The organism is Flavobacterium sp. 102 (assembly GCF_003634615.1).
In the GTDB taxonomy this organism is placed as follows: domain Bacteria; phylum Bacteroidota; class Bacteroidia; order Flavobacteriales; family Flavobacteriaceae; genus Flavobacterium.
In genome coordinates, this window is the sequence record NZ_RBKX01000001.1 from 2,172,074 (window position 1) to 2,199,045 (window position 26,972).

Annotated in this window: 23 protein-coding genes; 11 read left to right on the top strand and 12 right to left on the bottom strand. The window is 37.1% G+C overall.

Annotated features, from left to right (window positions below):
• Positions 1-10 precede the first annotated feature (10 nt).
• The 3 genes from gap to C8C84_RS09455 all read right to left on the bottom strand — a co-directional run bounded on the left by gap (position 11) and on the right by C8C84_RS09455 (position 3,278).
• Positions 11-997 (bottom strand): type I glyceraldehyde-3-phosphate dehydrogenase, encoded by a 987-nt coding sequence (gene gap, locus C8C84_RS09445; RefSeq protein WP_121313371.1) that lies wholly within the window; start codon positions 995-997, stop codon positions 11-13.
• A 77-nt stretch (positions 998-1,074) separates the two neighbouring features.
• Positions 1,075-1,944 (bottom strand): lipoyl synthase, encoded by an 870-nt coding sequence (lipA, locus tag C8C84_RS09450; RefSeq protein WP_121313373.1) that lies wholly within the window; start codon positions 1,942-1,944, stop codon positions 1,075-1,077.
• 89 nt (positions 1,945-2,033) lie between these two features.
• On the bottom strand, positions 2,034-3,278 hold the full coding sequence (locus C8C84_RS09455) for an MFS transporter (RefSeq protein WP_121313375.1): 1,245 nt from the start codon (positions 3,276-3,278) through the stop codon (positions 2,034-2,036).
• Positions 3,279-3,401: 123 nt separating this feature from the next.
• Here C8C84_RS09455 and ygiD point away from each other — a divergent pair, with 123 nt between their 5' ends.
• A complete protein-coding gene (ygiD, locus tag C8C84_RS09460) occupies positions 3,402-4,280 on the top strand; it encodes a 4,5-DOPA dioxygenase extradiol (RefSeq protein ID WP_121313377.1) in 879 nt (292 codons plus the stop codon).
• 14 nt (positions 4,281-4,294) lie between these two features.
• Here ygiD and C8C84_RS09465 read toward each other — a convergent pair whose 3' ends face one another.
• The gene (locus tag C8C84_RS09465) at positions 4,295-5,386 is read right to left on the bottom strand and encodes a C1 family peptidase (protein ID WP_121313379.1); all 1,092 of its coding nucleotides are present in this window, start codon (positions 5,384-5,386) and stop codon (positions 4,295-4,297) included.
• 126 nt (positions 5,387-5,512) lie between these two features.
• Between C8C84_RS09465 and C8C84_RS09470 the strand changes: the two genes are divergently transcribed.
• From C8C84_RS09470 to C8C84_RS09500, 7 genes are all read left to right on the top strand, one after another.
• Entirely contained in the window at positions 5,513-6,355 is an 843-nt protein-coding gene (locus C8C84_RS09470) for a 1,4-dihydroxy-2-naphthoyl-CoA synthase (protein ID WP_199717126.1), read from the top strand.
• Between the two features lie 5 nt (positions 6,356-6,360).
• A complete protein-coding gene (locus C8C84_RS09475) occupies positions 6,361-6,876 on the top strand; it encodes a PH domain-containing protein (protein ID WP_121315024.1) in 516 nt (171 codons plus the stop codon).
• Positions 6,876-8,375: a PH domain-containing protein gene (locus C8C84_RS09480; protein ID WP_121313381.1), complete on the top strand. Its 1,500-nt coding sequence runs from the start codon at positions 6,876-6,878 to the stop codon at positions 8,373-8,375. The genes C8C84_RS09475 and C8C84_RS09480 overlap by 1 nt, the downstream gene beginning before the upstream one ends.
• 72 nt (positions 8,376-8,447) lie before the next feature.
• A complete protein-coding gene (locus tag C8C84_RS09485) occupies positions 8,448-9,371 on the top strand; it encodes a 1,4-dihydroxy-2-naphthoate polyprenyltransferase (protein ID WP_121313383.1) in 924 nt (307 codons plus the stop codon).
• A 15-nt stretch (positions 9,372-9,386) separates the two neighbouring features.
• Positions 9,387-10,064, top strand: a complete 678-nt coding sequence (locus C8C84_RS09490) for a metal-dependent hydrolase (protein WP_121313385.1) — start codon at positions 9,387-9,389, stop codon at positions 10,062-10,064.
• A gap of 66 nt (positions 10,065-10,130) precedes the next feature.
• Complete coding sequence (locus C8C84_RS09495) at positions 10,131-11,333, top strand: M48 family metallopeptidase (protein WP_147406834.1); 1,203 nt, start codon at positions 10,131-10,133, stop codon at positions 11,331-11,333.
• 4 nt (positions 11,334-11,337) lie between these two features.
• On the top strand, positions 11,338-12,384 hold the full coding sequence (locus C8C84_RS09500; RefSeq protein ID WP_121313389.1) for an o-succinylbenzoate synthase: 1,047 nt from the start codon (positions 11,338-11,340) through the stop codon (positions 12,382-12,384).
• A gap of 42 nt (positions 12,385-12,426) precedes the next feature.
• Here the strand turns inward: C8C84_RS09500 and creD are convergent, their stop codons facing one another.
• The 7 genes from creD to C8C84_RS09535 are packed head-to-tail and all read right to left on the bottom strand — an operon-like array spanning position 12,427 to position 16,880.
• A complete protein-coding gene (gene creD, locus C8C84_RS09505) occupies positions 12,427-13,791 on the bottom strand; it encodes a cell envelope integrity protein CreD (protein ID WP_121313391.1) in 1,365 nt (454 codons plus the stop codon).
• A gap of 20 nt (positions 13,792-13,811) precedes the next feature.
• Complete coding sequence (locus C8C84_RS09510; RefSeq protein WP_121313394.1) at positions 13,812-14,126, bottom strand: hypothetical protein; 315 nt, start codon at positions 14,124-14,126, stop codon at positions 13,812-13,814.
• 11 nt (positions 14,127-14,137) lie between these two features.
• Entirely contained in the window at positions 14,138-14,782 is a 645-nt protein-coding gene (locus tag C8C84_RS09515) for a DUF1361 domain-containing protein (RefSeq protein WP_121313395.1), read from the bottom strand.
• Positions 14,783-15,238, bottom strand: a complete 456-nt coding sequence (locus C8C84_RS09520; protein ID WP_121313397.1) for a Coq4 family protein — start codon at positions 15,236-15,238, stop codon at positions 14,783-14,785.
• 53 nt (positions 15,239-15,291) lie between these two features.
• The gene (locus C8C84_RS09525) at positions 15,292-15,588 is read right to left on the bottom strand and encodes a transcriptional regulator (RefSeq protein ID WP_121313399.1); all 297 of its coding nucleotides are present in this window, start codon (positions 15,586-15,588) and stop codon (positions 15,292-15,294) included.
• A gap of 2 nt (positions 15,589-15,590) precedes the next feature.
• On the bottom strand, positions 15,591-16,253 hold the full coding sequence (locus tag C8C84_RS09530; protein WP_121313400.1) for a YiiX family permuted papain-like enzyme: 663 nt from the start codon (positions 16,251-16,253) through the stop codon (positions 15,591-15,593).
• Positions 16,254-16,256: 3 nt separating this feature from the next.
• Positions 16,257-16,880: a hypothetical protein gene (locus C8C84_RS09535; RefSeq protein ID WP_121313402.1), complete on the bottom strand. Its 624-nt coding sequence runs from the start codon at positions 16,878-16,880 to the stop codon at positions 16,257-16,259.
• 86 nt (positions 16,881-16,966) lie between these two features.
• Between C8C84_RS09535 and C8C84_RS09540 the strand changes: the two genes are divergently transcribed.
• From C8C84_RS09540 to C8C84_RS09550, 3 genes are read left to right on the top strand one after another with little or no spacing between them, the layout of a single operon-like run.
• The gene (locus C8C84_RS09540; protein ID WP_121315025.1) at positions 16,967-18,340 is read left to right on the top strand and encodes a M28 family peptidase; all 1,374 of its coding nucleotides are present in this window, start codon (positions 16,967-16,969) and stop codon (positions 18,338-18,340) included.
• 10 nt (positions 18,341-18,350) lie between these two features.
• Complete coding sequence (locus C8C84_RS09545) at positions 18,351-18,569, top strand: hypothetical protein (protein ID WP_121313404.1); 219 nt, start codon at positions 18,351-18,353, stop codon at positions 18,567-18,569.
• A 34-nt stretch (positions 18,570-18,603) separates the two neighbouring features.
• On the top strand, positions 18,604-18,954 hold the full coding sequence (locus tag C8C84_RS09550; RefSeq protein ID WP_121313405.1) for a DUF1801 domain-containing protein: 351 nt from the start codon (positions 18,604-18,606) through the stop codon (positions 18,952-18,954).
• A 34-nt stretch (positions 18,955-18,988) separates the two neighbouring features.
• Here C8C84_RS09550 and C8C84_RS09555 read toward each other — a convergent pair whose 3' ends face one another.
• The gene (locus C8C84_RS09555) at positions 18,989-26,971 is read right to left on the bottom strand and encodes a choice-of-anchor L domain-containing protein (protein WP_147406835.1); all 7,983 of its coding nucleotides are present in this window, start codon (positions 26,969-26,971) and stop codon (positions 18,989-18,991) included.
• Position 26,972 lies beyond the last annotated feature (1 nt).

The following is a 26,972-nucleotide window of genomic DNA, read 5'->3' on the forward strand; positions in this document are numbered from 1 at the left end:
TGTAACGAAATTATTTTTCCAACAAAATAATCAGGTCAATTATTCGTGAAGAATAACCTATTTCGTTGTCATACCAACCTACAACTTTGACCATTTTACCAATGACAGAAGTAAGTTGCGCATCAAACAAACAAGAGTTTTGGTTGCCCAATATGTCTACGGAAACGATTGGATCTTCTGTATAAGCGAGAATTCCCTTTAAGTTAGTAGCCGCTGCATTTTTGAAAGCCGAATTGATTTCTTCGATACTTACCTGTTTTTTGACATAACAAGTAATATCAGTTAGTGAACCATCAGGAACCGGAACACGAATACCGCTACCACCGATTTTGCCTTCCATTTCCGGGAAAATTTTGGTTAAGGCTTTGGCTGCACCGGTTGTGGTTGGTACAATTGACTGGCTTGCCCCACGAGCGCGACGCAAATCTTTATGCGGTTGATCGTGAAGACTTTGGTCAGTAGTGTAGGAGTGAACCGTTGTAATATAGGCTTGTTCAATACCGCATAATTCATTGATGACTTTAATCATCGGCGCGGCATTGTTGGTCGTGCAACTCGCATTGGAAACAATGAGTTCTGTCCCATCAAGAATATTTTCGTTGACGCCAAGAACTACGGTTTTAATTTCGGGCACTTCACTTGGTGCGGAAAGGATTACTCTTTTGGCACCGACCGATATATGTTGGTTGATTTCATCGAAAGTTTTGTATTTGCCGGTACTTTCTACTACAAAATCGATGTTCTCCCATTGGAGCTTACTGATTTCTCTTTCGTGGAAAAAAGTGTAATGTTTTCCGCCAACAATTATCGATTGCTCATCAAACGAAACATCATAAGGTAAAACGCCGTGTATGCTATCGTATTTGATTAAATGCGCCATCGTTCGATTGTCGGCAATATCATTGATAGCAACTACTTCAATACTTGGATGGTTTAAAAGTAATCGGAATAAGTTGCGTCCTATTCTTCCAAAACCGTTGATGGCAATTTTTGTCATAAGTCTTAAAGTCTTAACGTCTTAAAGTGTTAAAGTCAATTTTTATGTCTTTCGACTTTTGACTTTACGATTTTCGACTATAGTATATGTTTTTCAGCGTGATAAGAAGAACGTACCAAAGCACCGCTTTCCACATGACGGAATCCCATTTCCTTTCCGATTTTTTCGTATTTCTCGAATTGTTCGGGTCTGATGAATTCTTTTACGGGCAAGTGTTTTTTGCTCGGTTGCAAATATTGTCCGATAGTTACTATATCTACGTCATTGTCGCGCAAGTCTTGCATGGTTTGGATTACTTCTTCTTCGGTTTCGCCTAAGCCAAGCATGATGCCCGATTTGGTTCTTTTGATTCCTTGTTGTTTTAAGTATTTCAACACGGCCAAACTTCGGTCATATTTTGCCTGAATTCTAACTTCACGAGTTAATCGGCGTACTGTTTCTACATTATGCGAAACTACTTCCGGATTGGCTTCTACGATTCGGTCGATAATTCTTTCTACACCTTGGAAATCGGGAATTAAGGTTTCCAAAGTTGTTTCGGGATTCATTCTGCGAATGGCTTGTACGGTTTCGAACCAAATGATGGAACCCATATCTTTCAAATCATCGCGGTCAACGCTGGTGATTACGGCATGTTTGATTTTCATGATTTTAATGGAACGCGCAACTTTTTCAGGTTCGTCCCAATCTACCGTTTCCGGTCTTCCGGTTTTTACACCACAAAAACCGCACGAACGCGTACAGATATTCCCTAAAATCATAAAGGTTGCGGTGCCTTCGCCCCAACATTCGCCCATATTAGGACAACTGCCCGAAGTACAAATCGTGTTGAGCTTATATTTGTCGACTAAACCACGAAGTTCAGTGTATTTTTGACCGATAGGCAATTTTACTTTTAACCATTTTGGTTTGCCGACCGGTTGGTTGCTTTCGAGTACTGATTCCATAATTGCAATTTGCGAAATGCAAAGATACAAAGGTTGGATTTAGAATTTGGGATTTTGAATTCAGAAATTGTTGTTAAAAGCGAGTTTTTTTACTCCACAAAATCCATATGCTTGTTATGAGTTTCACTGATCGTTAAAGTAGCATAAATTCCCAAAGAAAAGGCAATCAAACCTATGATGGCTGCGGAAAAAATTACGGTATTGTTTTGTTTTAAATAATCGAAACCTACCAACATAATTGGCACTGTGCCACGAACCATATTCGGAACACTAGTGGTTGCGGTACTTCGCATATTGGTGCCAAATTGTTCTGCAGAAACCGTAACAAACATCGCCCAAAAGCCACAACCTAAACCAATCCAACCACAATAAAAGTAATACATGTTTTCGGTTTTATTACCACTAAAAAGGAGCAAAGCAACACCAACAAAAGTAAATAGCAACATGTATAGAATAGTTCTCTTTCGCGAATGCAATGCTTGTGAAATAAAACCACAAGAGAAATCACCAACAGAAGTTGAAATATAAGTCCACATAATGGCTTTTCCCGGATCGATGGATGTGATGCCCATTTCAGGGGCAAATTGATTGGCCATAAAAACTAAAATTCCAATGCAATACCAAATGGGAACACCAATCAAAATGCACTTTATGTATTTGACAAAAAGCTTTTTTTGGGTAAAAAAAGCTAAAAAATCGCCTCTTTTAATCGAACTATTTTCTTTGACGATTTTAAACATACCACTTTCAGCCACACTAATTCTAAGTACGAGTAACATTAACCCTAATCCACCACCAATGAAATATGCGGTGGTCCAACTTCCGGCGAGTTCGACTGTAAATTGTGCTACAACAGCACCTAAAACACCAAAACCGGCTACTATAGAAGTTCCGATAGCACGTAATTCTTTGGGTAAAGTTTCGGAAACCAAAGTGATTCCGGCACCCAATTCTCCTGCCAAACCAATACCGGCAATGAATCGCAACCAAGCATAAATTACTCCTTTGTCAGCAAAATCCATTTGAGGTAAAAACCCACAGGCAATATTGGCTAAAGAATAAACGATTATGGAACCAAATAAAACAGAAAGCCTGCCTTTTTTATCTCCGAAGATACCCCAAATAATACCGCCTAAAACCAAACCGACCATTTGATAATTGAGAATCATGGTGCCAACTGTATCAGCTTCCAAACCCATGTCGTTCAAACTGGGAATTCGAACGATTCCAAATAACAATAAATCATAAATATCCACAAAATAGCCCAAAGAGGCAATGATAACAGGAAAACCGAATAAGTGTTTTAGTTTTTCCTGACGGGTAAATTGTTGCATTTGTTTGGTTTAGATAGTAGCAACCAAATATATAATTTTTTGGGTTTGTAGTGTTAATTTTTCTGTAATGAGGATTGGTTGTTAATCAGATGTTTTACATTTGTATATACAAATGTTGTAATAATGAAACGAAGCAGTTTTATAAAATTAACGATAGGAGGAACTACAATGATGGCACTAAACCCTTTATACAATTGGACAAAAGACTTAAGGGAAACGGATATTAAACTTCCGGTTTTGTTTATAGGTCACGGTTCACCCATGAACGGAATTGAGGACAATGAATTTTCAAGAACTTGGACGAAATACGGAAATGAAATTCCTCGACCAAAAGCGGTTTTAGTGGTTTCAGCGCATTGGTTGACCAAAGGAACCCATATTACTGCTATGGAAAATCCGCAAACCATTCACGATTTCGGCGGTTTTCCTCAAGCTTTATTTGACGTGCAATATCTTGCAAAAGGCAACCCAGAATTGGCTCTGGAAACGTCAAAATTAATTACTTCTACTCAGGTTGAACTCGACCACGATTGGGGTTTAGACCACGGTACTTGGACGGTTGTCAGACATATGTATCCGGATGCAGATATTCCGGTATTGCAGTTGAGTATTGATTACAGTAAACCTCCACAATACCATTATGATTTAGCAAAAGAATTGACTTCATTACGCAAAAAAGGAGTTTTAATAATCGGCAGTGGAAATATGGTTCATAACTTGAGAATGGTTGCTTGGGATAAACTCAATAAATCTGAATTTGGTTATGATTGGGCAAATGAAATCAATCAAGTTTTTAAAGAAAAAATAACTTCCGGAGATGCTAAATCGCTTATCGCTTATGAAAAATTAGGAAGTGCCGCCAAGTTGGCCATACCAACGCCCGATCATTATTATCCTTTATTGTATACTTTGGGATTGCAAGATGAAAAGGATGAAGTCAGTTTCTTTAATGACAAAGCTGTTGGTGGTTCACTTACTATGACTTCGGTTAAATTCGGATAAAAAGAATAGTTAATTTACAATCGCAATAATTTTTTAGTTTTAGGCATCAAACCACCTTTGTGCAGTAAAACGGAAATGGCTTTTGATCTTAAATAAGAAACACTCATGTAAACAAATCCATCTTTGCCCGATTGATTTCCCCAAGAGTTTTTGACTTTGTAATACACATTTCCCTTTTGATCTTTAACTTTCCCAACAATATGCATCAAATGGTCGTCCTGCGTATTGTAATTCTCAAATTCCGCTTGGCGAAATTCAGGAGTAATCGTCTTTTCGGGTTTAATTTCGTCCAAAATGGCTGTTGCATCTTCCGGTTTTTCAGGAATGACTGCGATGCCTTTGGTGCCGGAAAAAGTTGTTTCACTAACATCACTATCAAGGGCAAGGGTAAACCCTTTTTCAAGCGCATAATCAATGTTTTGAACAAACTCATCTAAAGGTAAATTGTAAAAATAACCGTTGGAAAAATTATCGGGTATGTTCAGAATGAATTTAGAGTAAAAAGGTTCGTGAGTAAAAGAAGTGATGGTTACATAGTCGTTTAGATCGATCTTGTAATTAGTTAAAAATGTTTTGGCGTTGATTGGATTTGCATTTTCAGACTTGCCCATGTATTGGTCTAAAACAGCAATGTAATCCGCTTTCCATGTTGGATATTTTGCAGGCGTTTCTGCAACTGTTTTTTTTAGTATTTCTTCCAATGCTACAACCATTTTGGAATGGTCATATTTGTCATCGGGGTTTAATTTACCTAAAAAATCGCTTTGCAAAACAACACCATATTTTCGGGCGCTATTGATCACATCATGATTTAATCCGCCTTCACCGAATTGGGTTTTGCCTTGACGCATGACATAATTATCCGCTTTGTCTATATAAGTATTTCTCACATTGTACATTTCAGATAAGTCTATTTTTATGCCTTTAGTACGAATGATTTCAGCTTCTAAAAAGGAAGTAGAGGAAAAGCTCCAACAGGTTCCGGTGTTTTGCTGTGTGATAACGGGAGTAATCTCTATGTTTGTAATGGGTTGAAAATCATATTTTTGAGAAAATGTATTTAAACTGAAAAAAAAGGATAAAAAAAGAAGCAATGTTTTATTCATAAGAATCTGATTTGTGATGACGCTAAAGTCAAAAAATGATTTATTTTTACGCTAAAATAATAGTTTTAGCTTGCTAACGTTTATTTTTAACTAAAATATATGAATCCTATTTAAACCAAATTTTAAATGAGCACAATCAATTGGATTACCGCCAAAGAATTTGAAGATATCACTTATAAAAAATGTAATGGTGTTGCCAGAATAGCGTTTAACCGACCAAATGTTCGCAACGCTTTCCGACCGAAAACCACTAGCGAATTATACAACGCTTTTTACGACGCTATGGAAGATACTTCTATCGGAGTGGTTTTGCTATCCGGCGAAGGTCCGAGTACCAAAGATGGTGTTTGGTCGTTTTGTAGCGGTGGCGACCAAAAAGCACGCGGTCATCAAGGTTATGTTGGCGAAGACGGTTATCATCGATTGAATATATTGGAAGTCCAACGTTTAATTCGGTTTATGCCAAAAGTGGTGATTGCGGTTGTTCCCGGTTGGGCTGTTGGCGGCGGACACAGTTTGCATGTTGTTTGCGACTTGACATTAGCCAGCAAAGAACACGCCATTTTTAAACAAACCGATGCTGATGTGACGAGTTTTGACGGCGGTTACGGTTCGGCTTATTTGGCCAAAATGGTTGGACAAAAGAAAGCCCGTGAGATTTTCTTTTTAGGTCGAAATTATTCCGCACAAGAGGCGCATGATATGGGAATGGTGAATGCCGTGATTCCGCATGAAAAATTGGAAGACACCGCTTATCAATGGGCACAAGAAATATTAGAGAAATCGCCAACGTCAATTAAAATGTTAAAATTCGCCATGAATTTAACCGATGACGGTATGGTAGGACAGCAAGTTTTTGCCGGAGAAGCTACGCGTTTGGCTTATATGACTGACGAAGCGATAGAAGGTAGAAACGCCTTTTTGGAAAAAAGAAAACCGAATTTCGGAAAGAATAAATGGATTCCTTAATGACTATGGAAAACTTTACAAACGAAACGATAGATACTTCAAACTTGCCAAGGTACGAAACCGTTGCTCTGACCAAATTACATCCGAATTATTGGAAAGAAATTTTGATTTCTAGAGGTTTAGTGCTTTTGGTTTTAGGAATTGCCGTTGTTTTTGGAGTTGTTTTTATAGAAGAACTAACTGATTATAAAGGGCTTGTCGTTTCAATTTACGGCCTATTTGTTTTGGTGTTTTTTTTCTTCTCAAATATAGCTTACAAGAAAAAAGCCTATGCTTTCAGAAACCACGATGTGATTTTTCGAAGCGGTATTATTGCCACCAACACGATGGTGATTCCCTATAATCGTGTTCAACACGTGGCACTTCATGAAGGTTTTATTGCTCGATTTTTTGGTTTAGCCAAAGTTGAAATTTTCACAGCCGGTGGTGTTTCCAGTGACTTGGAGATTCCGGGTATTGCCAAAGAAGAAGCCGAGAACATCAAACAATTGCTTATGGGCAAAATTCAAAAGCAATTGTAATGGAAGCCAATTTTAATCAGCCACAGCGCCAGTCTTTGGTGGGTATTTTAGTAATTTTTCTGGAGATGGTTTTTCAGGTGCTAAAAGCCACTTGGCCGATTATTGTGATTTCTTTGTTGAAAGCCAATTCAAAATCAATTTTTATAGGTTCTTTGATTTTGCTTGGTATGATTATTTGGTTGGGTGTCTATTCGTATTTGAATTATCGAAATTTCACTTTCTATATTGATGAAGAAAATGAGGAGTTTATCGTTAATGATGGAATTATCAATAAAACTAAAACGTCTATCCAATTGCACAAAATCCAACAGGTTAATATCAAGCAAAATTTGATTCAAAGGCTAATCGGCGTTTACGCTTTAGATGTTGACACCGCCGGAAGTGATAAAAAAGAAGGCAATATCAAAGCCATATCTCATCAATTGGCGATTGTGTTAAAATCGAGATTGCTTGAAAATGAAGGTAAAAGGTCAATGGTCTCAGAAGATATAGTAGAAGCAAAGCCCGAATACAAAGCCATTCCGTTTCTTAAAATTAATTTGGTGAGTTTACTCAAAATTGGAATTACTTCTAATTATGTAAAAAGTGTTGGATTAATTTTAACCTTCTTTTTCACGATTTATGAAAACCTACACCAAGCCGGAGCAGAAGATGTAATCAATACCGAACGCTTGGAAGGTTTTGTTGACAACAATTCGCTGTGGTATTCAGGTTTGGTATTTGTCCTGATAATGTTCAGTATTGTCTTTTTAATCAATATCGGGCGAACACTCATTAAGTTTTTTGATTATACGGTAACCCAACAAAAAGGTTCGTTAATGTTGACTTATGGCTTAATAAACACCCAAAGTACTATCCTGAAACCTGAGAAAGTCCAGATTGTCAAAGTGTCCAGAAATTATCTTCAAAAAAAGCTGAATGTGCTCGAAATAAAGATAAGGCAAGCCATCAGCAACGAACAAAAGGATAATAAATCACTTATCGAAATTCCCGGTTGTAATGCTTTTGAACGAGACGAAATTTTAAAATTATTGTTCAAGCAACTGCCGGAAAAAGGAGCCAAGATGCAACCTAATTTTCGAAAATTGGTGTTTTCTATATTCCTGACAATTGTATTACCTTTAACAGGTTATTTTTTGTTTGGAAAATATGCAGAGCCGAAAGTGTTCGAATATGTAAATGTTGCGGTGTTTTACACTATTTTCATGTTGGTTTTACTGTTCTTCGGTTACAGAAATTATCGATTGTTTGTCAATGAAAATCATATTATCAAACAAAGCGGCGCTTGGGATATTGATAATGATATCATCCAAATTGAAAAAATACAAGCTATTACAACTTCGCAGTTGTTTTGGCACAAAAGTTTGAACATAGGTTCGTTGACGATGCATACCGCCGGCGGAAATATTACTTTTCAGTTAGGGAAATTTGATCAAATCAACGAGTATGTAAACCTTTGGCTGTATGAAATTGAAACCTCAAACAGCAATTGGATGTAAGTAAATAGATGATTTTTAGAAATGTAATCTAAGAAGTCTAAAAAATCTAAGAAGTCTAAAAATTTGAATTATATGAAACATTGGGTTGAAGCCGCGCGAGTTAGAACATTGCCACTTTCGGTATCCGGAATTATCGTCGGAAGTTTTTATGCGATGTCACAAGGAATGTTCAATTGGAACATCGTTATTTTTGCTTTGCTGACTACTTTGGGATTGCAGATTCTATCCAATTTTGCCAATGATTATGGCGATGGCGTTAAAGGAACAGATAACGAAGACCGGGTTGGACCAAAACGTGCCATTCAAAGTGGCATTATCACGCCGCAAGCCATGAAGAAAGCCATGGTGATTACTTCATTGATTACTCTGGTTTTTGCGATTTTACTAATTTATTTTGCTTTTAAAGAAAGTTACTTGCTGTATTCTTTTATCTTTTTAATATTAGGGATTTTGGCCATAGCGTCGGCCATTCGCTATACTGTTGGAAAAGGTGCTTATGGATACCGAGGTTACGGCGATTTGTTTGTGTTTATCTTCTTTGGATTGGTAAGTGCTTTCGGAGTATATTTTATGTTCTCGAAAACCATTGATTGGTTGTTATTATTACCGGCAACAGCCATTGGCTTTTTGAGTGTCGGCGTGTTAAATCTAAACAACATGCGCGATGAAGAAAGCGACAGAAGAGCCGGAAAAAACACTATTGTTGTAAAAATGGGTGGCGCAACGGCTAAAAAATATCATTTTTTCCTAGTGATTTTCGCTATGGTTTTGGTATTGTTGTTTGCTTTTTTAAATGACTTCCATATTGACCAATATATCTTCGTGGTTGCTTATTTTCCTCTGATAAGTCATTTAATCACCGTTTATAAAAATAGAAACCCGAAACTATTAGATCCCGAATTGAAGAAATTAGCAATCAGCACGTTTCTACTTTCTGTTTTATTGGCGTTGTGTCTGATTTTCTTTATTTCAGATATGGTGATAAATTATGTTTAATTTAAAAGAACAGCTATGAAAATTACATTTTACGGTCATTCATGCCTCGGAATTGAAGTTGGAGGAAAACATTTACTTGTTGATCCTTTTATTTCCGGAAATGAAAAAGCCGCTCATATTGATATTGCTGCTTTAAAAGCAGATTATATTCTAATTACTCACGCTCATTTCGACCATATTTTAGACGTTGAAACAGTGGCAAAAAATAACAATTCAGTGATTATCTCCAATTGGGAAATCGCGACTCATTTTGGAAACAAAGGTTTGTCATATCATCCGATGAATTATGGCGGAAGCTGGCAGTTTGATTTTGGTAAAGTGAAATATGTCGCCGCGGCACATTCCAGTTCGTTTCCCGACGGCAGTAACGGCGGTAATCCGGGCGGATTTGTAATCGAAGGCGAACATAAAAATATTTACATTTCAGGCGATACGGCTTTGACGATGGATATGAAATTGATTCCAATGCGAACCAAACTCGATTTAGCCGTTTTTCCAATAGGGAATTGTTTTACCATGGATGTTGAAGATGCAATCATGGCGGCCGATTTTGTCGATTGTGATAAGATTTTGGGCTGTCATTTTGATACCTTTGGGTTTATCGTAATCAACCATGACGAAGCCAAAAAGAAATTCTTCGACGCCGGAAAAGACTTGATGCTACTCGAAATAGGAGAAAGTATTTCGCTTTAATAAAATTTACAAAGAAAATAAGAGTGTCAGTTTTGGCACTCTTCTTGTTTTAGGAACGAAAAACATATGATGAAATTTTCAATTTTAGGGTTATTATTGGTTTGTACATCTTTAGCTTTGGCACAAAGCAATGAGGGTTTTTGGGACAATATCAGAACGACCAATGAAACCATTATTCTCAATGCCGGAAAACGCAAAGCCATTAAAACAGCCGATTTCCCTGTTGGTACCACCGAAGTAGTCTATCGCATTTCGCTTTTAGATGACAATCAAAAAATCAGTTCGAGTTTGGTTTCGGTTTTAAAAGCCATTCCGGATCCAACAGGAATCAGCCAAGGCGCTGCCGGAACTGTATTTTTACTTTCTACCATTTCAGGTGATGATAAGTGCAAGTTTTATGTATTTACCAATGAAAATGACGCTTTGCAATACGAGAAAACCGGTGTTGTTAAAAATGCTTGTGTATCTCAAGACGAACCGGTAAATAAAGCGGTCAAACTCCTGACGGAAAAGTCAAGATGTATGAATCAAGGCGCTCAAAATCTGTGGTTTGGGTTTCAAAGCGACAATTGGGTGATGAAAGAAAAAATCATTTTGGAGGTTGTGCCGTGGGTGAATTATAGTTTGAGAAGCGGTTGGAAAGTGGAAAGTAAAAAAGAAATACTAGCAATGGCTTCCAAATTAGAATTTGTGAACTATCTGGCTAAAAAAGATCAGTTTTATGGTTTGTTTCTGGAAAATATAACGGCAAAATACAAATATGCCGATTTTCAGAAACTATTAACTTCAGAAAAAAATAGAGCCATTGAAATTGCTGCCGAAGAAAGCTTGACCAAATCGGGTGAAATAAATAAATGGAGCCAAGTTATCTGCGATAAAGCGACAAAGCTGTTTAATGAAGGAAAAACCAATGAAGCCATTGATTTAATTCAATCGGAAGTCATTGCTAAGAATCGAGCGGATTATAAGGGTTATAAAATATTAGGCGATTATTATTTGTTGTCAAAACAGTATTCAAAAGCTGAAGAAGCGTATAGCAAAGGATTAAAATTAAACCCTTCAGAAATCATTTTCAATCTTGATTTGGCGCATGTGTATTTGTTCACGGACAGACTTTCGAAAGCCAAAGACCTTCATAAAAAGTACCGCAATCAAAGTTTGTCCACCGGAAAATCTTGGGCAGCGCAAGTTAAAATTGATTTCTCTACCTTTGAAAAAAGAGGATTACCCACGAATGATTTTAAGAAGATTCTACGTGTTTTAGACTAATAAAATGAAAGCCACTTACCATAAATATATACTTCATTTCAAACAATCTTCGGGTACTTCTCGAGGTGTTTTGACCGACAAAGAAACGTGGTTTATTGTACTTGAAAAAGACGGTAAAAAAGGCATAGGCGAGTGTGGCATTTTACGTGGATTATCGGCAGATGATCGTCCCGATTATGAAGAAAAATTGCAATGGGTTTGTCAAAATATCCATCTGGGAGAATCAAAATTATGGCAAGAATTAATGGAGTTTCCTTCGATTCAATTCGGAGTAGAAATGGCTTTTTTGTCTTTTAAAAGCGAAAATCCGTTTGTTTTATTTCCGTCTAAATTTACTTCAGGTGACAAATCTATCGTCATTAACGGACTCGTTTGGATGGGTGATGAAGCATTCATGAAGCGTCAAATTGAAGAGAAAATTGCCCAAGGTTTTACGTGTATAAAATTAAAGATTGGCGCCATAGATTTCGACAAAGAGTTGGCTTTATTGCGCTTTATTCGTCAAAATTTTGATGAAAATACTATTGAGATTAGAGTCGATGCGAATGGTGCTTTTTTTGAAAATGAAGCTTTAAATAAAATAAATCAAATAACTGGTTTTAAGTTACATAGCATAGAACAACCGATTCAAAAAAACAATACTGACATGATGTCAGTTTTATGTAAAAAGACGCATTTGCCTATTGCTTTAGACGAAGAGCTCATCGGTGTGTTTTCTTTTGAAGATAAGGAAGCTTTATTGCGAAAAATCCAACCGCAATACATCATTTTAAAGCCGAGTTTTATCGGTGGAATTCGCGGTACATTGGAATGGATTTCCATTGCCGAAAAATTGAATATTGGTTGGTGGATTACTTCCGCTTTAGAAAGTAATGTGGGTTTGAACGCGATTGCCCAATTTACTTTTTTGCAAAATAATTTAATGCCTCAAGGTTTAGGAACGGGAAGTTTATATACTAATAATTTTGATTGTCCGTTGGAAGTTTCACATGGGCAACTTTGGTATCGAAAAGGGCTTGATTGGGAAATAGATTTCGACAATTTTAAATAAAAAAAAACCTGCTCGAATGAACAGGTTTTTTAGTTTAAAAATTTACTTTCCCCAATCAATTTTTCTGGAGAAATACATCACGGCACCAAGGATGAAAAACAAGCCAATACTTCCCACCAAAAGAGCATAATCTTCCATTTGGATTATCACATAAATGAAGGTGTATAAAACAGAAAGTGACGTTGCGATAAACATCGGGAATTTTCTGTTTTTCAATATCGAAATCGAATAGAGCGTAATCATAACCACTACCGCAATTCCCGAAATGGCATACGCCAAACTAAAACTACTGTGCTCGGTAATGGATATCAAAAGCGTGTAGAACATAATCAAGGCGATTCCAATCATCGAGTATTGAAAAATATGAATGTTGATTTTGCTTATCGACTGAATTAAGAAGAAAATCAAGAACGTCAAACCGATTACAAGAAAGCCATACTTGGAAACCCTTTCGTTTTGCTGGTATTCGTCGACTGTATCGATTAATTTTACACCAAAGAGGTAATCATCCAAATTCGGTAAAACATTCGCGTATTGCTGAGAAAACGTGCGATTAATGTCTAAAACTTTCCAATCAACGTGAAAGCCTTCTTTGTTTATGATTTTGGTAGTGTCATTTGCGGCGAAGGAACCTTCAAAGCTTGGTGATTCCCAATCGGAGTCGATGGCCACATTGGTCACTTTTCCAATTGGAATAAAATTGATACTGTTGCTTCCGTTGTAAGTGATACCAAAGTTGAAATTAATTTGATTATTTGTAGCTAAGACTTTGTAATTAAAAATATTGGTGGCCAAAACGCTGTAATTACTTTTGTCATCCGGTTGTGGTTCAAAAGTTAGTTTTTCATTATTTAACTGAATCTTTAGCTCGCTTTTGATGCTTTTGAGATTGGTGGTCTTGACGATAATGGTCGCTTTATCCCATTGAATACTTTCTTCCGGAATATTGAGTTTGGCAAAATTCGGCGTACTGAAATTCCCTTTAAAATTCATGTCAGCGGTGAAAACCACCGGATTGAAAAGACCTCGTTTTAAAGATTCATTTTTCTTTACTTTGGAAATATTGGCTAATTCATTCGGAAAGAAATAGGCGTAATTGGTGGTGGCTCTTCTTTGAAGTGTTGCTGTTCCGGTTTTTTGGTCGATGACATTTAAATTCTCATAAGTATTGTACGGCACTCGTAAAATCGGTCCGTAAAATGCCACATCACTTCCCCAAAGATTGGAGATTTCTTTGACGACTTCCGATTTTCGTTGGGAACGTTCGGAGATCAAATCTTGTACAAAAAAAAGCGGAATCAGTAAAAAGAGTGTGAGTAAACCCACCATAATCATTTTGGCGGTTGCCGATTGAAAGAATGTTTTTGCTTCTGTAATTGGGTGTTCTTGAAATTCTTGGTTTTCCATGATGTTGCGTTTAAATAGGGTTAAAATTTGTGAAATACGATGCAGAGGTAAAGTAATGCAATTGGAATATTAGCTAACATAATCAGCATTTTGATGGCTAAAGCTTCTCGTTCTTCGGGTTTTATCAAAAACTGAAAGAGCAAATTCAGAAAGACAAGTAGATTTACCAAAAAAGCGAAAAGCAAATAGAAATAACCAATTAAATAAAGTAATCCAAATTCCGGAAGAATGAAATGAATTAGAAAAAGAAAGGTGCCAATGCTAAAAGAGCCCATAGCCAGATAGGTTGAAAATCGTCCTGGAGTTTCGGTTTTGATAATGAGTTGTGTTTCCATGAGTAAATAGTTTATGTTAAATTCTTTTTGATTAAAAAGGAGAAATAGATGAATACGCCAAAATGAATGGAGAATAGTATAGATTTAATTGAAATGATTATTTGAAATAAATCAAAAGCCAAGTCAATAGGATTGCTGATGATATCCCAACTGTTATAACGAAGAATTCGTCCTATATAAATCCCTATTCCACAGAGAATGGAAATAGTAGGAATGAAAAAGTTGACTTTTTTAACAGGGATAAATTGTTGAGCTATTTTCTCAAAATGGTGCAATGACATTAATCCGAAGGCAAAACCGATCAAAGCATGAGAACTTACAATAATGAGATCAAACCAAAAAATGTGTCCGTCAGATTTGGCCAAATGCACTAAATCGGTAATGATGTAAAACGCATTCGGTATAAAAGCCAACCAAATAGCTGAAATACCCAAGACTTTGAGTTTTGAAACTTTTTTTAAGTCTAAAGTCAATAAATGCGAAGAAATCACATAGGGAATAACGGCAAGGAATAGATTCCAAATCAGGAAGAACAAGTAAATAGAATTGGTTAATTTGGCTCTGACCAGTAATAGCGAAAGACAATAAATACTATAAAGGAGCAACAATTGGTTGGTTTTTTTGTTTTGATTGAAAAGTTTTAAAACTATGTTCATTTATTTGATGTTAAAAGTGGATTGAATGGTTTTAACCGGAATATGAAGCATTTTTTCAAAATCTAAATCGTAGAAATGATGTGCCTTCTGACCTCTTTTGTAGTAATCCCAAAAGGTGTTAAATTGAGCAGGATAGAAGAGCGTGCCGATGAAAATCACCATATACATATAGGCGCTTTTTTTACCGTTGCCCCATAAATAATATTGCATCCCAATCTCTTCAATGACTGAAACGCCGGTGTTGGTCAATACATGAATGACATCGTGATCTTCGAGTTTGGGTTGCATTTCGAAATTGTATTTTAGTAGGAAGCAACCCATATGAAATCCCAGACTTTCTTGAGGATACAAAATCAGCTCTTTAGGCGTAACATTCCAAGGTTCACTTTTTTTGAAGAATTTTTGGTAGGGCTTTTTGCTCCACTCATACATTTTTTCGATGATTAAATCTTTCATAAATAAAATTAAAAGTACTTTGTTTTTCAAAGTAAATAGATAAAAAAATAGGTTTAGCTTTTTGATATTAATTTTTCAAGCGCTTCAATATGATCTTGAAAAGCTTTTTTTCCGGCTGCTGTGGCGATGTATTTGGTATTTGGTTTTTTACCGATAAATTGTTTTTCAATCATGATGTATTCTTCGGATTCTAAGGCTTTGGTATGACTGGCTAAATTCCCGTCAGTGACACCAAGAAGTTCTTTAAGCATATTAAAATCGGCACTTTCATTCACCATCAATATTGACATAATGCCAAGGCGTATGCGATGATCAAAAGCTTTGTTGATATTTTGGATGATGTTTTTCAAAATTAATAAGTGTCAATTACAGTTTCTAATAAGGGTGAATCAACTAATTGTGATGGCGCAACTACTTTTTCTTCCAAAGGAATTTCATTACCATAACGTTCCTGCAATATGGCTTTTACTTTTGGGTTATCCAAATTAAAACTCTTCAAACTTTCCAATCCACAAAGTTCTACTCCGGCACCATTTTTATAGATTTTCCAAACCAATTCAGAACAATAGATTTTATCATCGGTCCATTCAAAATACAGATCGTAATTTTTGTTTTTAAACTGACTGCCATAGGCTTTCATTTTTTCAAGAACTGAAGTGTTTAGTATAGCGCTTGCGTTTTTTAATCTTTTAACCAAATAAGCATTGCCTTGACCATGTGAAATCCATTCTTTTAAGGGTGTAATTTTAACCGGCTGAACGGCTTCATAAACATATTTTTCGCCTTTAATGTCATAAATAATTCCGCAGTGCGAGAATTTTGAATTGGTCGCAATTCTGACTGCTTCGCATTGTTTAGATTGTGAAGTTTGGAAAATGATGTCGCCGTCACGCAATGACTCTTGGATATTTTGGTCTAATTTGACTAACGTTTTTTCAACTTGTGTTGCGTTAACCTTTGCCAAAACAAAAAAGGCAATCAACAAACCCGCGATTATTACAATTGCTTTTTTCATTACTTATTTTCTATCATATTTAAAATACATAATGCTTCCGTATAAAATATTGCAAACACCAAAGCCTAAAGCCCAAAACAGCAAACCATAACTTAAAAACCAAGTAGAAAGCAAGCCTATCAATATTTGTGAAATGCCTAGGTAACGAACATCTCCTAAGGTATATTTACTCGCATTCACACAAGCCAATCCATAAAAAATTAAGGTTAGGGGCGCAACAAGTTCCAATATGTTTTTCTCTATCAAGAATACTATAAAAAAGCCACCGGTTAATAACGGAATTAAAAAATTAATCAATAATCTTCTAGACGTTGGGTTCCAAAATGCTTCTTTTTCTTTTGTCGCTTTTCTCAGACTTAAAAATAGTCCGGTTAAAATAGATAAAATCATAACCGAAGAACCGATAATCAATAATCGGTAAACCGCATCATAGGAAATGACTAAATCTCTATAAGAACCGCCAGTCGAAGTGTCAAAGTAAATGGTTTTATAGGCTAACCAAGCGCCGATTAAAGAATACACGCCCGCGAGTACACCTGACAATCCACTCAAGGATATAAATCGCGAAGATTGCGTCATCATTTGTTTGATGTCCTGAATGTCTTTTAAATAATCTTTAGTTTCCATATTAAAGTACTTTGAAAAACAAAGTAAATGAATATTTTTTCGTTGACCAAATGTTTTTTCATTTATTTTTGATAAAAATTATTCCTATGAAAAAGCTTCTTTTCGGTGTTGCATTTTTTATCACAGTTTCAGGTTTTGCTCAAAGCAAAGACGAGCAAATGCTTAAAGATATTTACACATTGGCTTTAACGGATTCGAAATGTTATGCTTGGTTGGATGATCTGTCAAATAAAATTGGACAACGTTTGTCGGGTTCTGTAGGAGCTGAGAAAGGTGTGGTTTACACCAAGCAGCAATTGGAAACTTTGGGTTTAGACAAAGTCTATTTGCAAGAAGTGATGGTGCCAAAATGGGTTAGAGGTGAAAAGGAAACGGCTTATATTTTGGATAAAAAGAGTAAAATCAGCGTTCCGATTTGTGCGTTAGGTGGTTCTGTTGCCACGCCGAAAAATGGATTAACAGCAGAAATTATCGAAGTACAAAGTTTGGAAGAGCTCGAAACGTTAGGCGAAGCCAAAATCAAAGGTAAAATAGTTTTCTACAATCGCCCGATGGAACCCGAAAATATTGAAACCTTTAAATCTTACGGACATTGTGTAGACCAACGATATGCCGGAGCTAAAGAAGCAGCTAAGTTTGGCGCGGTTGCGACGATTGTGCGTTCGATGAATTTAAGATTAGATGATTTTCCACATACCGGAACGCAAAGTTATGGTGATTTGCCAAAAGAAAAGTACATTCCAACGGCTGCAATCAGTACGAATGGTGCCGAATTGTTGAGTCAAAAACTTAAAGAAAACAGCAAACTGCAATTCTATTTTAAACAATCTTGCCAGCAATATGACGACGTGCTTTCCTACAATGTCATTGGAGAAATCACCGGTTCAGTGCATCCGGAAAAAATTATGGTTGTTGGCGGACATTTGGATTCTTGGGATTTAGCAGATGGTTCTCATGATGATGGCGCTGGTTGTGTGCAAAGCATGGCAGTGGTGGAACTTTTCAAAAAACTGAATTACAAACCTAAAAATACCATCCGAGTAGTTCTTTTTATGAACGAAGAAAACGGTGGAAAAGGAGGAAAGCGTTACCAAGAATTGTCTCAAACGAATAAGGAAAACCATATTTTTGCACTAGAAAGCGATGCCGGAGGATTTACACCAAGAGGATTTTTCTTTGAATGTGATGACCATAATTTTGATAAGATTATGAATTGGAAAGCGTTATTTGAACCCTATCTCATTCATAGTTTTGTCAAAGGCGGAACCGGTTCCGATATCAGTCCGTTGACTTCTGCCAAAATTGTAAAAGCCGGTTTGAAACCTGATTCGCAAAGGTATTTTGATTACCATCATGCGGCTAATGATACTTTTGACGCTATCAATAAAAGAGAATTGGAATTAGGAGCCGCAACGATGACTGCTTTGGTTTATTTGTTTGATCAATACGGAATCGATTAATTCTTAAACGATGAAGAAATTTTTATTTTATGTTTTGCAAATACTCAGTTTGTTTCTGTTTGTTGTTTTATTAAGTGGTGTTTACAGTACATTTAAAAAGCTAATCGACAGTCAAGAAGAAATGCTCTTCAATATTGGCTATGGTTTTGGAGCTGTTTTGATTTTCAGTTTGTTGTTTTGGCTTAATATAAGATTGTATAAATACGCTTCACTTAATAAAGCCAATTAATGCATCGGAGAATAATTATTGACAAAAGAAGTAATTGAAACCAACGGAATTATACATACTTAAGCAACCTGCAAAGTACCGAGATATTTTACTTCATATTGTCGCGGTTGTCGAGCATACTTTACCCGAAGTTACTTTGGAATACAAATGGGGAATTCCTTATTTTTATTATAAGAAGAAACCATTCTGTTATCTCAATGCAAGTCATAAGCATCAATTTGTGGATGTTGGTTTTGCTAAAGGTTTTCAATTGAAAAACAATCAAGAATATTTGATTGCTGACAAAGGTCGAAATACGATTAAGTCATTGCGTTATTATAATTTAGAAAAGATTGACAATGCTATTTTGATTTCAGTAATTGAAGAAGCCAAGGCATTATATTAAAAAAAAGCCCCGAATTTCGGGGCTTTTTAATTGATTATTGTTCACGATTGACATAAATCCAACCTGTTTTTGCAGCATCACCGCTATTAAATTCGATTACGTAATAATAAGTACCATCCGGTAATTCATCTCCTTTTTCTGATTGACCTTTCCATTCGTTTCGGTATTGGTTTTTACTGTAAACTTTCATTCCGTAACGATTGAAGATAGTAAGGTTTTTAACGTTCAATTGGGTCAAATCAAAGAAATCATTTTTACCGTCATTGTTTACTGAAATACCTTTTTGAATACTACAAGAGATTCTGTCTAATGTGATAGATTCATTTTTGGTACAACCGTTAGCATCAGTTACAGTTACAGAGAATGTTATTGGTAACTCTTCAACAATTGTTGTTGAATTAAGGTATTCACTAACATTAAAGGTGCTTGAATTGGTGCCTACTAATTGTTGGTCATTGGTAAACCAATTAAAACTAGCGGTGTCAACATCAAAGGTGTCATTTACTGCTGTTACTTCAAGTACGAAATCATTACCGACACAATTTCCGGTGATTTCAAAATCAAAACCACTTTGTACCGTTACAGTTAAACTTCCATTGGTAGTACATTGATTTGCGCTAGGAACAAATGTATAAGTTCCAGAAGTTGTATTGTCAATTACCGCCGGTGTCCATGTACCGGTTATTCCCTCGAGAGAGGTAAGCGGTAATGAAGGTGCTGTTTCTCCTATACACAAAGGAGCAATTGCATTAAATGTTGGTAGAACATTCGCATTAACAGTAATCGTCAAAGTTGTTGGCAATGCACAACTACCGTTAGTTGGCGTGAATGTATAAGTAGTGGTTAGGGTATTATTCAAAACCGGAGACCAAGTTCCTGTAACGCCATTGTTGGAAGTCGTTGGAAGTGGATTCAATTGTCCACCATTACAAATTGCCGCAATTGGGTCGAATGTTGGAAGTATAGGTTGATTTACAGTTACAGTTACAGCACCCAAAGCAGCACACTGACCTGAAGTTGGCGTAAATATATAAGTGCCGTTTTGTGTATTATCAACTGTCGCCGGATTCCATGAACCGCTAAATCCTTCTATAGAAAGGGTTGGTAACACTACAGCATCTCCACTACAAATGGTAATAGGAGTAAAGGTCGAAGCAGCTAATGGATTTACGGTTATAATTCCATTTAAGGTTACAGTATTACAACTAACAGAAGATGTAACAATATAATTAAAAGTACCGGTTACTGTAGGAGTTCCACTAATAGTAAATGCCCCTGTTCCTGAGTCAAATGTTCCGCTTACACCTGAAGGAAGGCCTGTAACGGTAACATCAGTTGCATTAGTTGAAGCATAACTAATAGTTGAAATAGGGGTATTTATACAAACTGTTTGTTCGTTATTGGCCGAAGTCAAATTCAAACTCACAGCAGGTGATAAACTTACAGTTCCTGTTACAGGAGATGAGCTACAACCTGATGAAGTTACATTAACAGCATCTAGGAAATTACCCACAGACGGATCAAAACCTGCACTGGATACCGATACAAATCGTAAAGTATAATTATTTCCACCTACTTGTGGTGTAGTATACGTTAAATTGTGTAAAACCCATGCTGTGTTACCGTCAGTGAAATTCCCAATATTTATATAAGGACCACCAACAGGACCAATTTCAACGCCAACAGTATCATTGCCCTGACGACCTCTGTGCGCAAAAGAAATCTGTAATTGAGTGCCCGGTGAAGTGGTAAAATCTTGGAATACTGTGGCTGTGGTAGTTCCATTCATTTCTATAAACTGACTGCCTTGGTAGGCAAAGACATTTTCAAATCCGGCTGCCGGCCATACTTCCAAAATTCCGTCAGCGGCTGTTGTATCCCAACAAGGAACTGCATTTTCATTGAGCATATTCGGGAACTGACCTGTAGCCAATGGGTTCTCAAAACTACCATTGCAAAAAGTGGTTACTAACGGTGTAACAACTACTGTATAATCACCCGGAACTGATGTAGTGAAAGTATCAACATTACCCGGATTTGCAAATCCGGCAGGAACAGTCCAAACATAGCTATAAGTTCCCGGTACTTGAGGTGTGGCAGTAATAGTTGTACTTTGACCGTTACAAATGCTTTCACTGTTCACTGTAATTATAGGAGCTCCGGGATCAACTAATGTTGTTGCTTGCGTTGAACTAAAAGTACAATTGGTATTGCCTAGGTTAAAATTGTTGTAAACACCGGCATTAAGTCCGGCTAATACAATTAATCCATTCGAGTCTGAAGTCAAATTTGTAGGGCCGACTAAGACAGTGTCATCTGTATAAGTAACAACGTAAGTTTGATTTGGAACTAAATTACCAATGGTAATTGTACCTGTATTTCCGCCACAAGTCAAAGGATTTGTACTTGTTGTCAGAGCTGTTGAAGAGCCGCTTAAACTAATTACATTCGTGGTATTAATTGCACAACCGTTAACAGTCAAATTAAAGTTTGAATAACTACCATTATTTAATCCGGTTAAGGTATAGGTACCATTATTATCAGTTATAATTGTAATTAGTCCAATTGGTGCACTATCATCAGAATACGTTAATGAATACGTTGTATTTGGAGCCAAACTTCCTATTGTAATAGTTCCGTCAGCAGTAGTACAATCAGATGGATTCGTGAATATGAAGGTTGGATTGGCTTGTAAAGTATAAGTAGCTATAAAATTAGCACCATTGTTATTAATCAAAATGGTGTCATCACATTGAGATGTTGAATTTACATCACCGGTAATGTCATAAAACACTTCTATCACATAATCACCAGCAGGGAATGCTGTCAAGTCAACCGGCAATTCAGCATCGGTTACTATTCTTTGCCATTTTTGATCACCTGCATTACATGGACCACCACTTGGGAATGAACCGCCACCGCATTCATCAAGGAATGGTAAGTTTATTACGGTAAACGTTCCCGGAGTACCTGAAGCTGGATAAATTCTATAATTTAATCGTGCGCTACAAACATTCGCTGTAGCACTTTTAAATGTTTTTAATTCGCCACCTCTTAATTTGAAGGTATTTGAATTGGAAACATAAGTACCAAAATCAGTATTAGGGAAAATATTTTGAACTGGTCCAATAATAGAAGATCCTGAACCGACAGTATTAAAGAAGTTATCGGTTTCACAATTGTTTAACCATATCGCACTGGCGTAACTTCCAAATGCACAATTCTGATAAACGGTAACGACTAATGTTGTTTGATTAGCACACTGTCCTTCGTTAGGCGTAAAGGTGTAAGTTAAAGTTTGAGTATTATCTACAGATGCTGGCGACCATGTTCCCGCAATCCCATTCAATGAGGTTGTTGGTAATGTTGGCGCTGAATCTCCGCTACAAATTGGTGCCGGAGAAAGGAATGTAGGAGTAACGGTTAAATTTGCAATTAAATTAAAGGTTCTAATAGCATAACAACCGGTTACATTATTTTCTATTCTAACATAAATGATTTGAGAGTTAGCTGTAGTATTGGTATATAATAATGGTAAAACATTTGTCTCAGCTATTGCATCTTCATTGGTTGTATAATAATTTACATTGTGCGTACCGGAATCTAAACCACCTAAAGCCGCACTATTATTTTCACCCAAATCAAATTGAGCAAAACCAGAAGCATTACAAACCACTAAATTGTTAGGAGTTCCCGGTACAATTGGATCATAATATTCGATAGTAATTGAATCACTTGAGGTACAAGTTGTCCCTGTATATTGTATGGTAACCCCATAAACCCCAGGTTGGGTAATTGTTAAGTTTGGTCCTGTCTCATTAGGAATAATATCCACTCCATTGGTCCATACAAAACTATAAAGAGCAGGATTCAAACCTGATGTAATAGTGTAACTTGTCCCTGAACACAAAGCAGTATTATTAGCTTGAAGAAAGTCTTCGCCCAATTCAATATTTCCAATATCTAAACTACCGCCTTCAAGAAAAACTGCAGAGTCAAAACTGTTATCCAATCTATCTGCTATAACCAATTTAATATGGTATTGATTACCAGGTATAACAGGAGAAGTTGCTACAAGAGGAACTGTAATCCCATTAAAATTGGTCGGGGAGCCCAAAGGATCTAATCCTCCAAATCCGTAAAAGGCATCAAAATATTGCTCGTTAACCGAACCACAGGCATCATTATAAAGTTCATCTCTTATGGTTACTACTGAAACCGGAGTCGGTGTCCCAGGAATAACTGCTAAATTAGTAGTTACACCAGTTGAAATATCCGTTAGTAAAAAGGCAAAAGCATCGGAGTAATCACATTGGAATATTCCATATTCTTCTGAAGCAAAAATGAAATTAAAATTAATTTCAGTCACCAAAGGAACAAAATCAAACTCCAGTTTGGTGGCATTTCTTGAATTCATTGGGTTGCCTGTTGCTGCTAAAACAATAGCCTCTAAATCAGCATCTCCTGTCCAAGCTTCATTACCATCACCAAGACCGGTTGTATTTGGACCTGGCGCACTCATGGCATTTCCTGTTGTCAAAACGATTCCTTCACTAAAAGGAAATCCTGAGCCATTCTGATTAAAATAGGCAATACCATTGGTAGAACCAAAATTATTACCTGTTGAAGAGGTCACGTTTGAAACACTGGCACAAGTAGAATTCAAGAACACATCTTCTACCAACTGAAGTGTTGTATAGGTTGTGTTATTGGTTGAAATTGGCGGAGGAATTGTTCCGATACAAATATCAAAGGTAGAAGTTTGTCCGGGAGTTGAAGTCCATGAATATACTCTGACATAATAGGTTTGACCTACGACTAAGCCATTGGCAATGCTTTGGTTACTATCACTACAATACAATTGATTTAAAAGGTTACAATTTCCACTATAAACTGTATGTAATAAAAAGGTATCACTACCTAAAACATTGTTTAAAGTAACGGAATGATCAGTAGCGGTGGCAGTAAATGAAAACCAAACATCGTCATCACTTGTACCATCACAATTGTTCGGTTCAGATGAAGCTGTGGCTCCTATAATTGTTCCCGAAACAAATTGTGCACAAGAAGTATCCGGATTTACCGGCACCACAATTGCATTGTCACATTCATCATTAGAAATTAAAGTGGCAAAAGTTACCGAATTTGACCATAAACTAATATCGGCATCACTACAAAAAGCCCTTACATATACTTTATAAAGTGTTCCTGAACTTAATCCGTCATAAACAAAAGGATTAGTTGTTGCTGTTACCCAACCAGGGGTTGAAGCATCCGGAGCTGGCGCACTAGCCGGTAAAAATAAAACTTGCCATGATGTAGCTGAACCATTTTCAGTCCAAGCTACTGTAGCACCTGTTTGGGTTACGTTTGAAACGACCAATGCTGTAGGTTTTGGACAAGTTGGAGGAGGATTACAAGTTATAGTAGCAATCCATCCAGGATTGTTAAATAATCCATCACTTCTAAATCTAAAAGTTAGACAACCATCAACACTTGATGAGGTAAAAGGACCAGGTATTTCTGTTCCCCAATAACCTCCGGCCAAACCACCGGGAACATTCCCCGCTGGATTATCACTTGCTATTTGAGGGGCTGTAATTGAATTTCCGTCAAAAACATATAAGGCATCCCAATTGGTTTCCGTGTCAAATTCAGTAAAAGTAACGGTCACTTGGTCACCGGGATTGGTTGGGCAAATGGTAACTGTAGAATCTGAATTGTTGGCATAATTGGCTGTAGGTCCTGCAGCATCTACAAAAGTGCCGCCACAAATAGGTGGTGTAACTTGAGTGGTGATGGTTCTTGGGCCTGCCCATAAACTTACCCCATCAGTTCCGCAATTGCCTCTTACATATATGTCATAACATGTTGTAGGATTCAATCCCGTTAATGTAAATGGGTTGGTGTCTGCAGTTATCCATCCTGTTGATGACGCTGTCGGTGCAGGAGAATTACACGGTAAGGCTATTATTTCCCAAGAAGTGGCAATACCTACGTTTGTCCAGCTCACTATAGCTGAATTTGAAGTAACTGTAGTAGCCGTTATGCCTGTTGGTTGTTGACAAACCGGAGCAGGTGCACAGGTTATGTTAGCTATCCAACCCGGATTATTTGCAAAACCATCACTTCTGAATCTGAAGGTTAAACAGCCGGTCGGGCTTGAAGAAGTAAAAGGACCAGGTATAGCTGTTCCCCAAAAACCTCCGGCCAAACCTCCGGGAACATTTCCGGCAGGGTTGGTACTGGCAATTTGAGGTGCTGTAATCGAATTTCCGTCAAATACATATAAGGCATCCCAATTGGTTTCAGTGTTAAATGAAGTAAAGGTTACAGTTACCAATTCACCCGGAATGGTTGGACAAATGGTAACGGTTGAGTCTGAGTTATTAGGGTAATTAGCAGTTGGACCTCCTGTATCAACAAAATTTCCGCCACAAACCGGTGGCGCAACTAATGTTGTTATACTTCTTGGACCAGCCCATAAACTTACACCATCAGTATCACAATTGCTTCTTACATATAAATTATAGCAAGTGGCAGAAGTTAAATCTGTGATTATAAAAGGATTTGAAGTTGTTTCTGTCCAACCTGTTGTAGCTGCTGTTGGTGCCGGAGCATTACACGGTAAAGCTAAGACTTGCCATGAAGTACCAATTCCAACATTAGTCCAACCAAACGAAACGGAGTTTGGAGTAATATCATTTGCAGTTAATGCAGTTGGTTGCTGACAAACGGGTGGTGGAGCACATGTAACATTGGATATCCATCCCGGATTATTTGCAAAACCATCACTTCTAAATCTAAAGGTTAAACAGCCATTCGGACTTGAAGCAGTAAAAGGTCCAGGTATTGCGGTACCCCAATAACCTCCCGCTAAACCTCCGGGAACATTCCCGGCAGGATTTGTACTGGCAATTTGTGGTGCTGTAATTGAATTTCCATCAAATACATACAAAGCATCCCAAGTGGCTTCAGTATTGAATGAAGTAAAAGTTACTGTAACTTGTTCTCCCGGAATTGTTGGACAAATGATAACCGTTGAATCTGAATTATTGGCATAATTTGTCGTTGGTCCGGCTTCATCCACGAAATTACCACCACATATCGGTGGTGCAGTAGAAGTTGTAAAAATAGTAGATGGACCAACCCATTCACTTAGATATCCAGTTGAACAAATTGCTCTAACATAAAATTTATAGGAAGTATTAGGAAGTAATCCGTTGACTACATAAGGAAGAGTTCCTGTATAAACGACTCCAACACCGGTTGGTGTTCCGGCTGCTGGGACAACTTCAATTTCCCATGAAGTGGCACCACTTGGATTTCCCCAACTTAAACTTACAGTACTTTCTGAAGTTACTGTTGCTGTTAATGTTGTTGGATTTAAACACTGTTCATTAATACTAACATTGTCCACTAACCAACGATCTCCAGAGCCAGTTAGACCGGCTACTTGCTGGTTATGTACTTTAACAAAGGAAACATAAACTTGTTGGTTGTGATAAATGGCCGGAAAATTGACCACTTTTTCTTCGTATAAATTAAAAGTTGCAGTTAAATCTGCTTCTGTCCATTGTTGAATTATGGTATAAGCTGCCGGATCAGTTTGTGATGCCGTAGCCGGCGCAACCCTAATCTGATAAACGGTTCCTTGATTTCCCGAAGCAAATGAACGGGTATAAAAATGAAGTTGTCCATTTACAGGAATAGTAACTAAAGGAGTAGCTAAAAAGTCCTCGGAAATGTCTCCAATATTCATTGTTTCTCTATTGATGTAAGCCGAGTTTGTGCCTTGATATACTATCGGAGGATCGTTGATCGTATTGTTGATTCCCCAACGTTGTGCTGTTCCAATGCCATTGTCAAAGACAGCCCAATTTCCTGTTCCTAATGTCCAAGTTGTGCCAGGAAGAGCATCAGGTCCTGTTGTGGATTCAAATCCTTCCAGGGCTAATTGAGAATAACCCTGGAGTGAAAAGAAAAAGATTAATAGTAGTAAGGTAATTTTTTTCATA

What these genes read in the sequence shown, in the direction of transcription:
- gap (WP_121313371.1), bottom strand. Translation starts at nt 997, where the DNA reads ATGACAAAAATTGCCATCAACGGTTTTGGAAGAATAGGACGCAACTTA.
- lipA (WP_121313373.1), bottom strand. Translation starts at nt 1,944, where the DNA reads ATGGAATCAGTACTCGAAAGCAACCAACCGGTCGGCAAACCAAAATGG.
- C8C84_RS09455 (WP_121313375.1), bottom strand. Translation starts at nt 3,278, where the DNA reads ATGCAACAATTTACCCGTCAGGAAAAACTAAAACACTTATTCGGTTTT.
- ygiD (WP_121313377.1), top strand. Translation starts at nt 3,402, where the DNA reads ATGAAACGAAGCAGTTTTATAAAATTAACGATAGGAGGAACTACAATG.
- C8C84_RS09465 (WP_121313379.1), bottom strand. Translation starts at nt 5,386, where the DNA reads ATGAATAAAACATTGCTTCTTTTTTTATCCTTTTTTTTCAGTTTAAAT.
- C8C84_RS09470 (WP_199717126.1), top strand. Translation starts at nt 5,513, where the DNA reads ATGAGCACAATCAATTGGATTACCGCCAAAGAATTTGAAGATATCACT.
- C8C84_RS09475 (WP_121315024.1), top strand. Translation starts at nt 6,361, where the DNA reads ATGGAAAACTTTACAAACGAAACGATAGATACTTCAAACTTGCCAAGG.
- C8C84_RS09480 (WP_121313381.1), top strand. Translation starts at nt 6,876, where the DNA reads ATGGAAGCCAATTTTAATCAGCCACAGCGCCAGTCTTTGGTGGGTATT.
- C8C84_RS09485 (WP_121313383.1), top strand. Translation starts at nt 8,448, where the DNA reads ATGAAACATTGGGTTGAAGCCGCGCGAGTTAGAACATTGCCACTTTCG.
- C8C84_RS09490 (WP_121313385.1), top strand. Translation starts at nt 9,387, where the DNA reads ATGAAAATTACATTTTACGGTCATTCATGCCTCGGAATTGAAGTTGGA.
- C8C84_RS09495 (WP_147406834.1), top strand. Translation starts at nt 10,131, where the DNA reads ATGATGAAATTTTCAATTTTAGGGTTATTATTGGTTTGTACATCTTTA.
- C8C84_RS09500 (WP_121313389.1), top strand. Translation starts at nt 11,338, where the DNA reads ATGAAAGCCACTTACCATAAATATATACTTCATTTCAAACAATCTTCG.
- creD (WP_121313391.1), bottom strand. Translation starts at nt 13,791, where the DNA reads ATGGAAAACCAAGAATTTCAAGAACACCCAATTACAGAAGCAAAAACA.
- C8C84_RS09510 (WP_121313394.1), bottom strand. Translation starts at nt 14,126, where the DNA reads ATGGAAACACAACTCATTATCAAAACCGAAACTCCAGGACGATTTTCA.
- C8C84_RS09515 (WP_121313395.1), bottom strand. Translation starts at nt 14,782, where the DNA reads ATGAACATAGTTTTAAAACTTTTCAATCAAAACAAAAAAACCAACCAA.
- C8C84_RS09520 (WP_121313397.1), bottom strand. Translation starts at nt 15,238, where the DNA reads ATGAAAGATTTAATCATCGAAAAAATGTATGAGTGGAGCAAAAAGCCC.
- C8C84_RS09530 (WP_121313400.1), bottom strand. Translation starts at nt 16,253, where the DNA reads ATGAAAAAAGCAATTGTAATAATCGCGGGTTTGTTGATTGCCTTTTTT.
- C8C84_RS09535 (WP_121313402.1), bottom strand. Translation starts at nt 16,880, where the DNA reads ATGGAAACTAAAGATTATTTAAAAGACATTCAGGACATCAAACAAATG.
- C8C84_RS09540 (WP_121315025.1), top strand. Translation starts at nt 16,967, where the DNA reads ATGAAAAAGCTTCTTTTCGGTGTTGCATTTTTTATCACAGTTTCAGGT.
- C8C84_RS09545 (WP_121313404.1), top strand. Translation starts at nt 18,351, where the DNA reads ATGAAGAAATTTTTATTTTATGTTTTGCAAATACTCAGTTTGTTTCTG.
- C8C84_RS09555 (WP_147406835.1), bottom strand. Translation starts at nt 26,971, where the DNA reads ATGAAAAAAATTACCTTACTACTATTAATCTTTTTCTTTTCACTCCAG.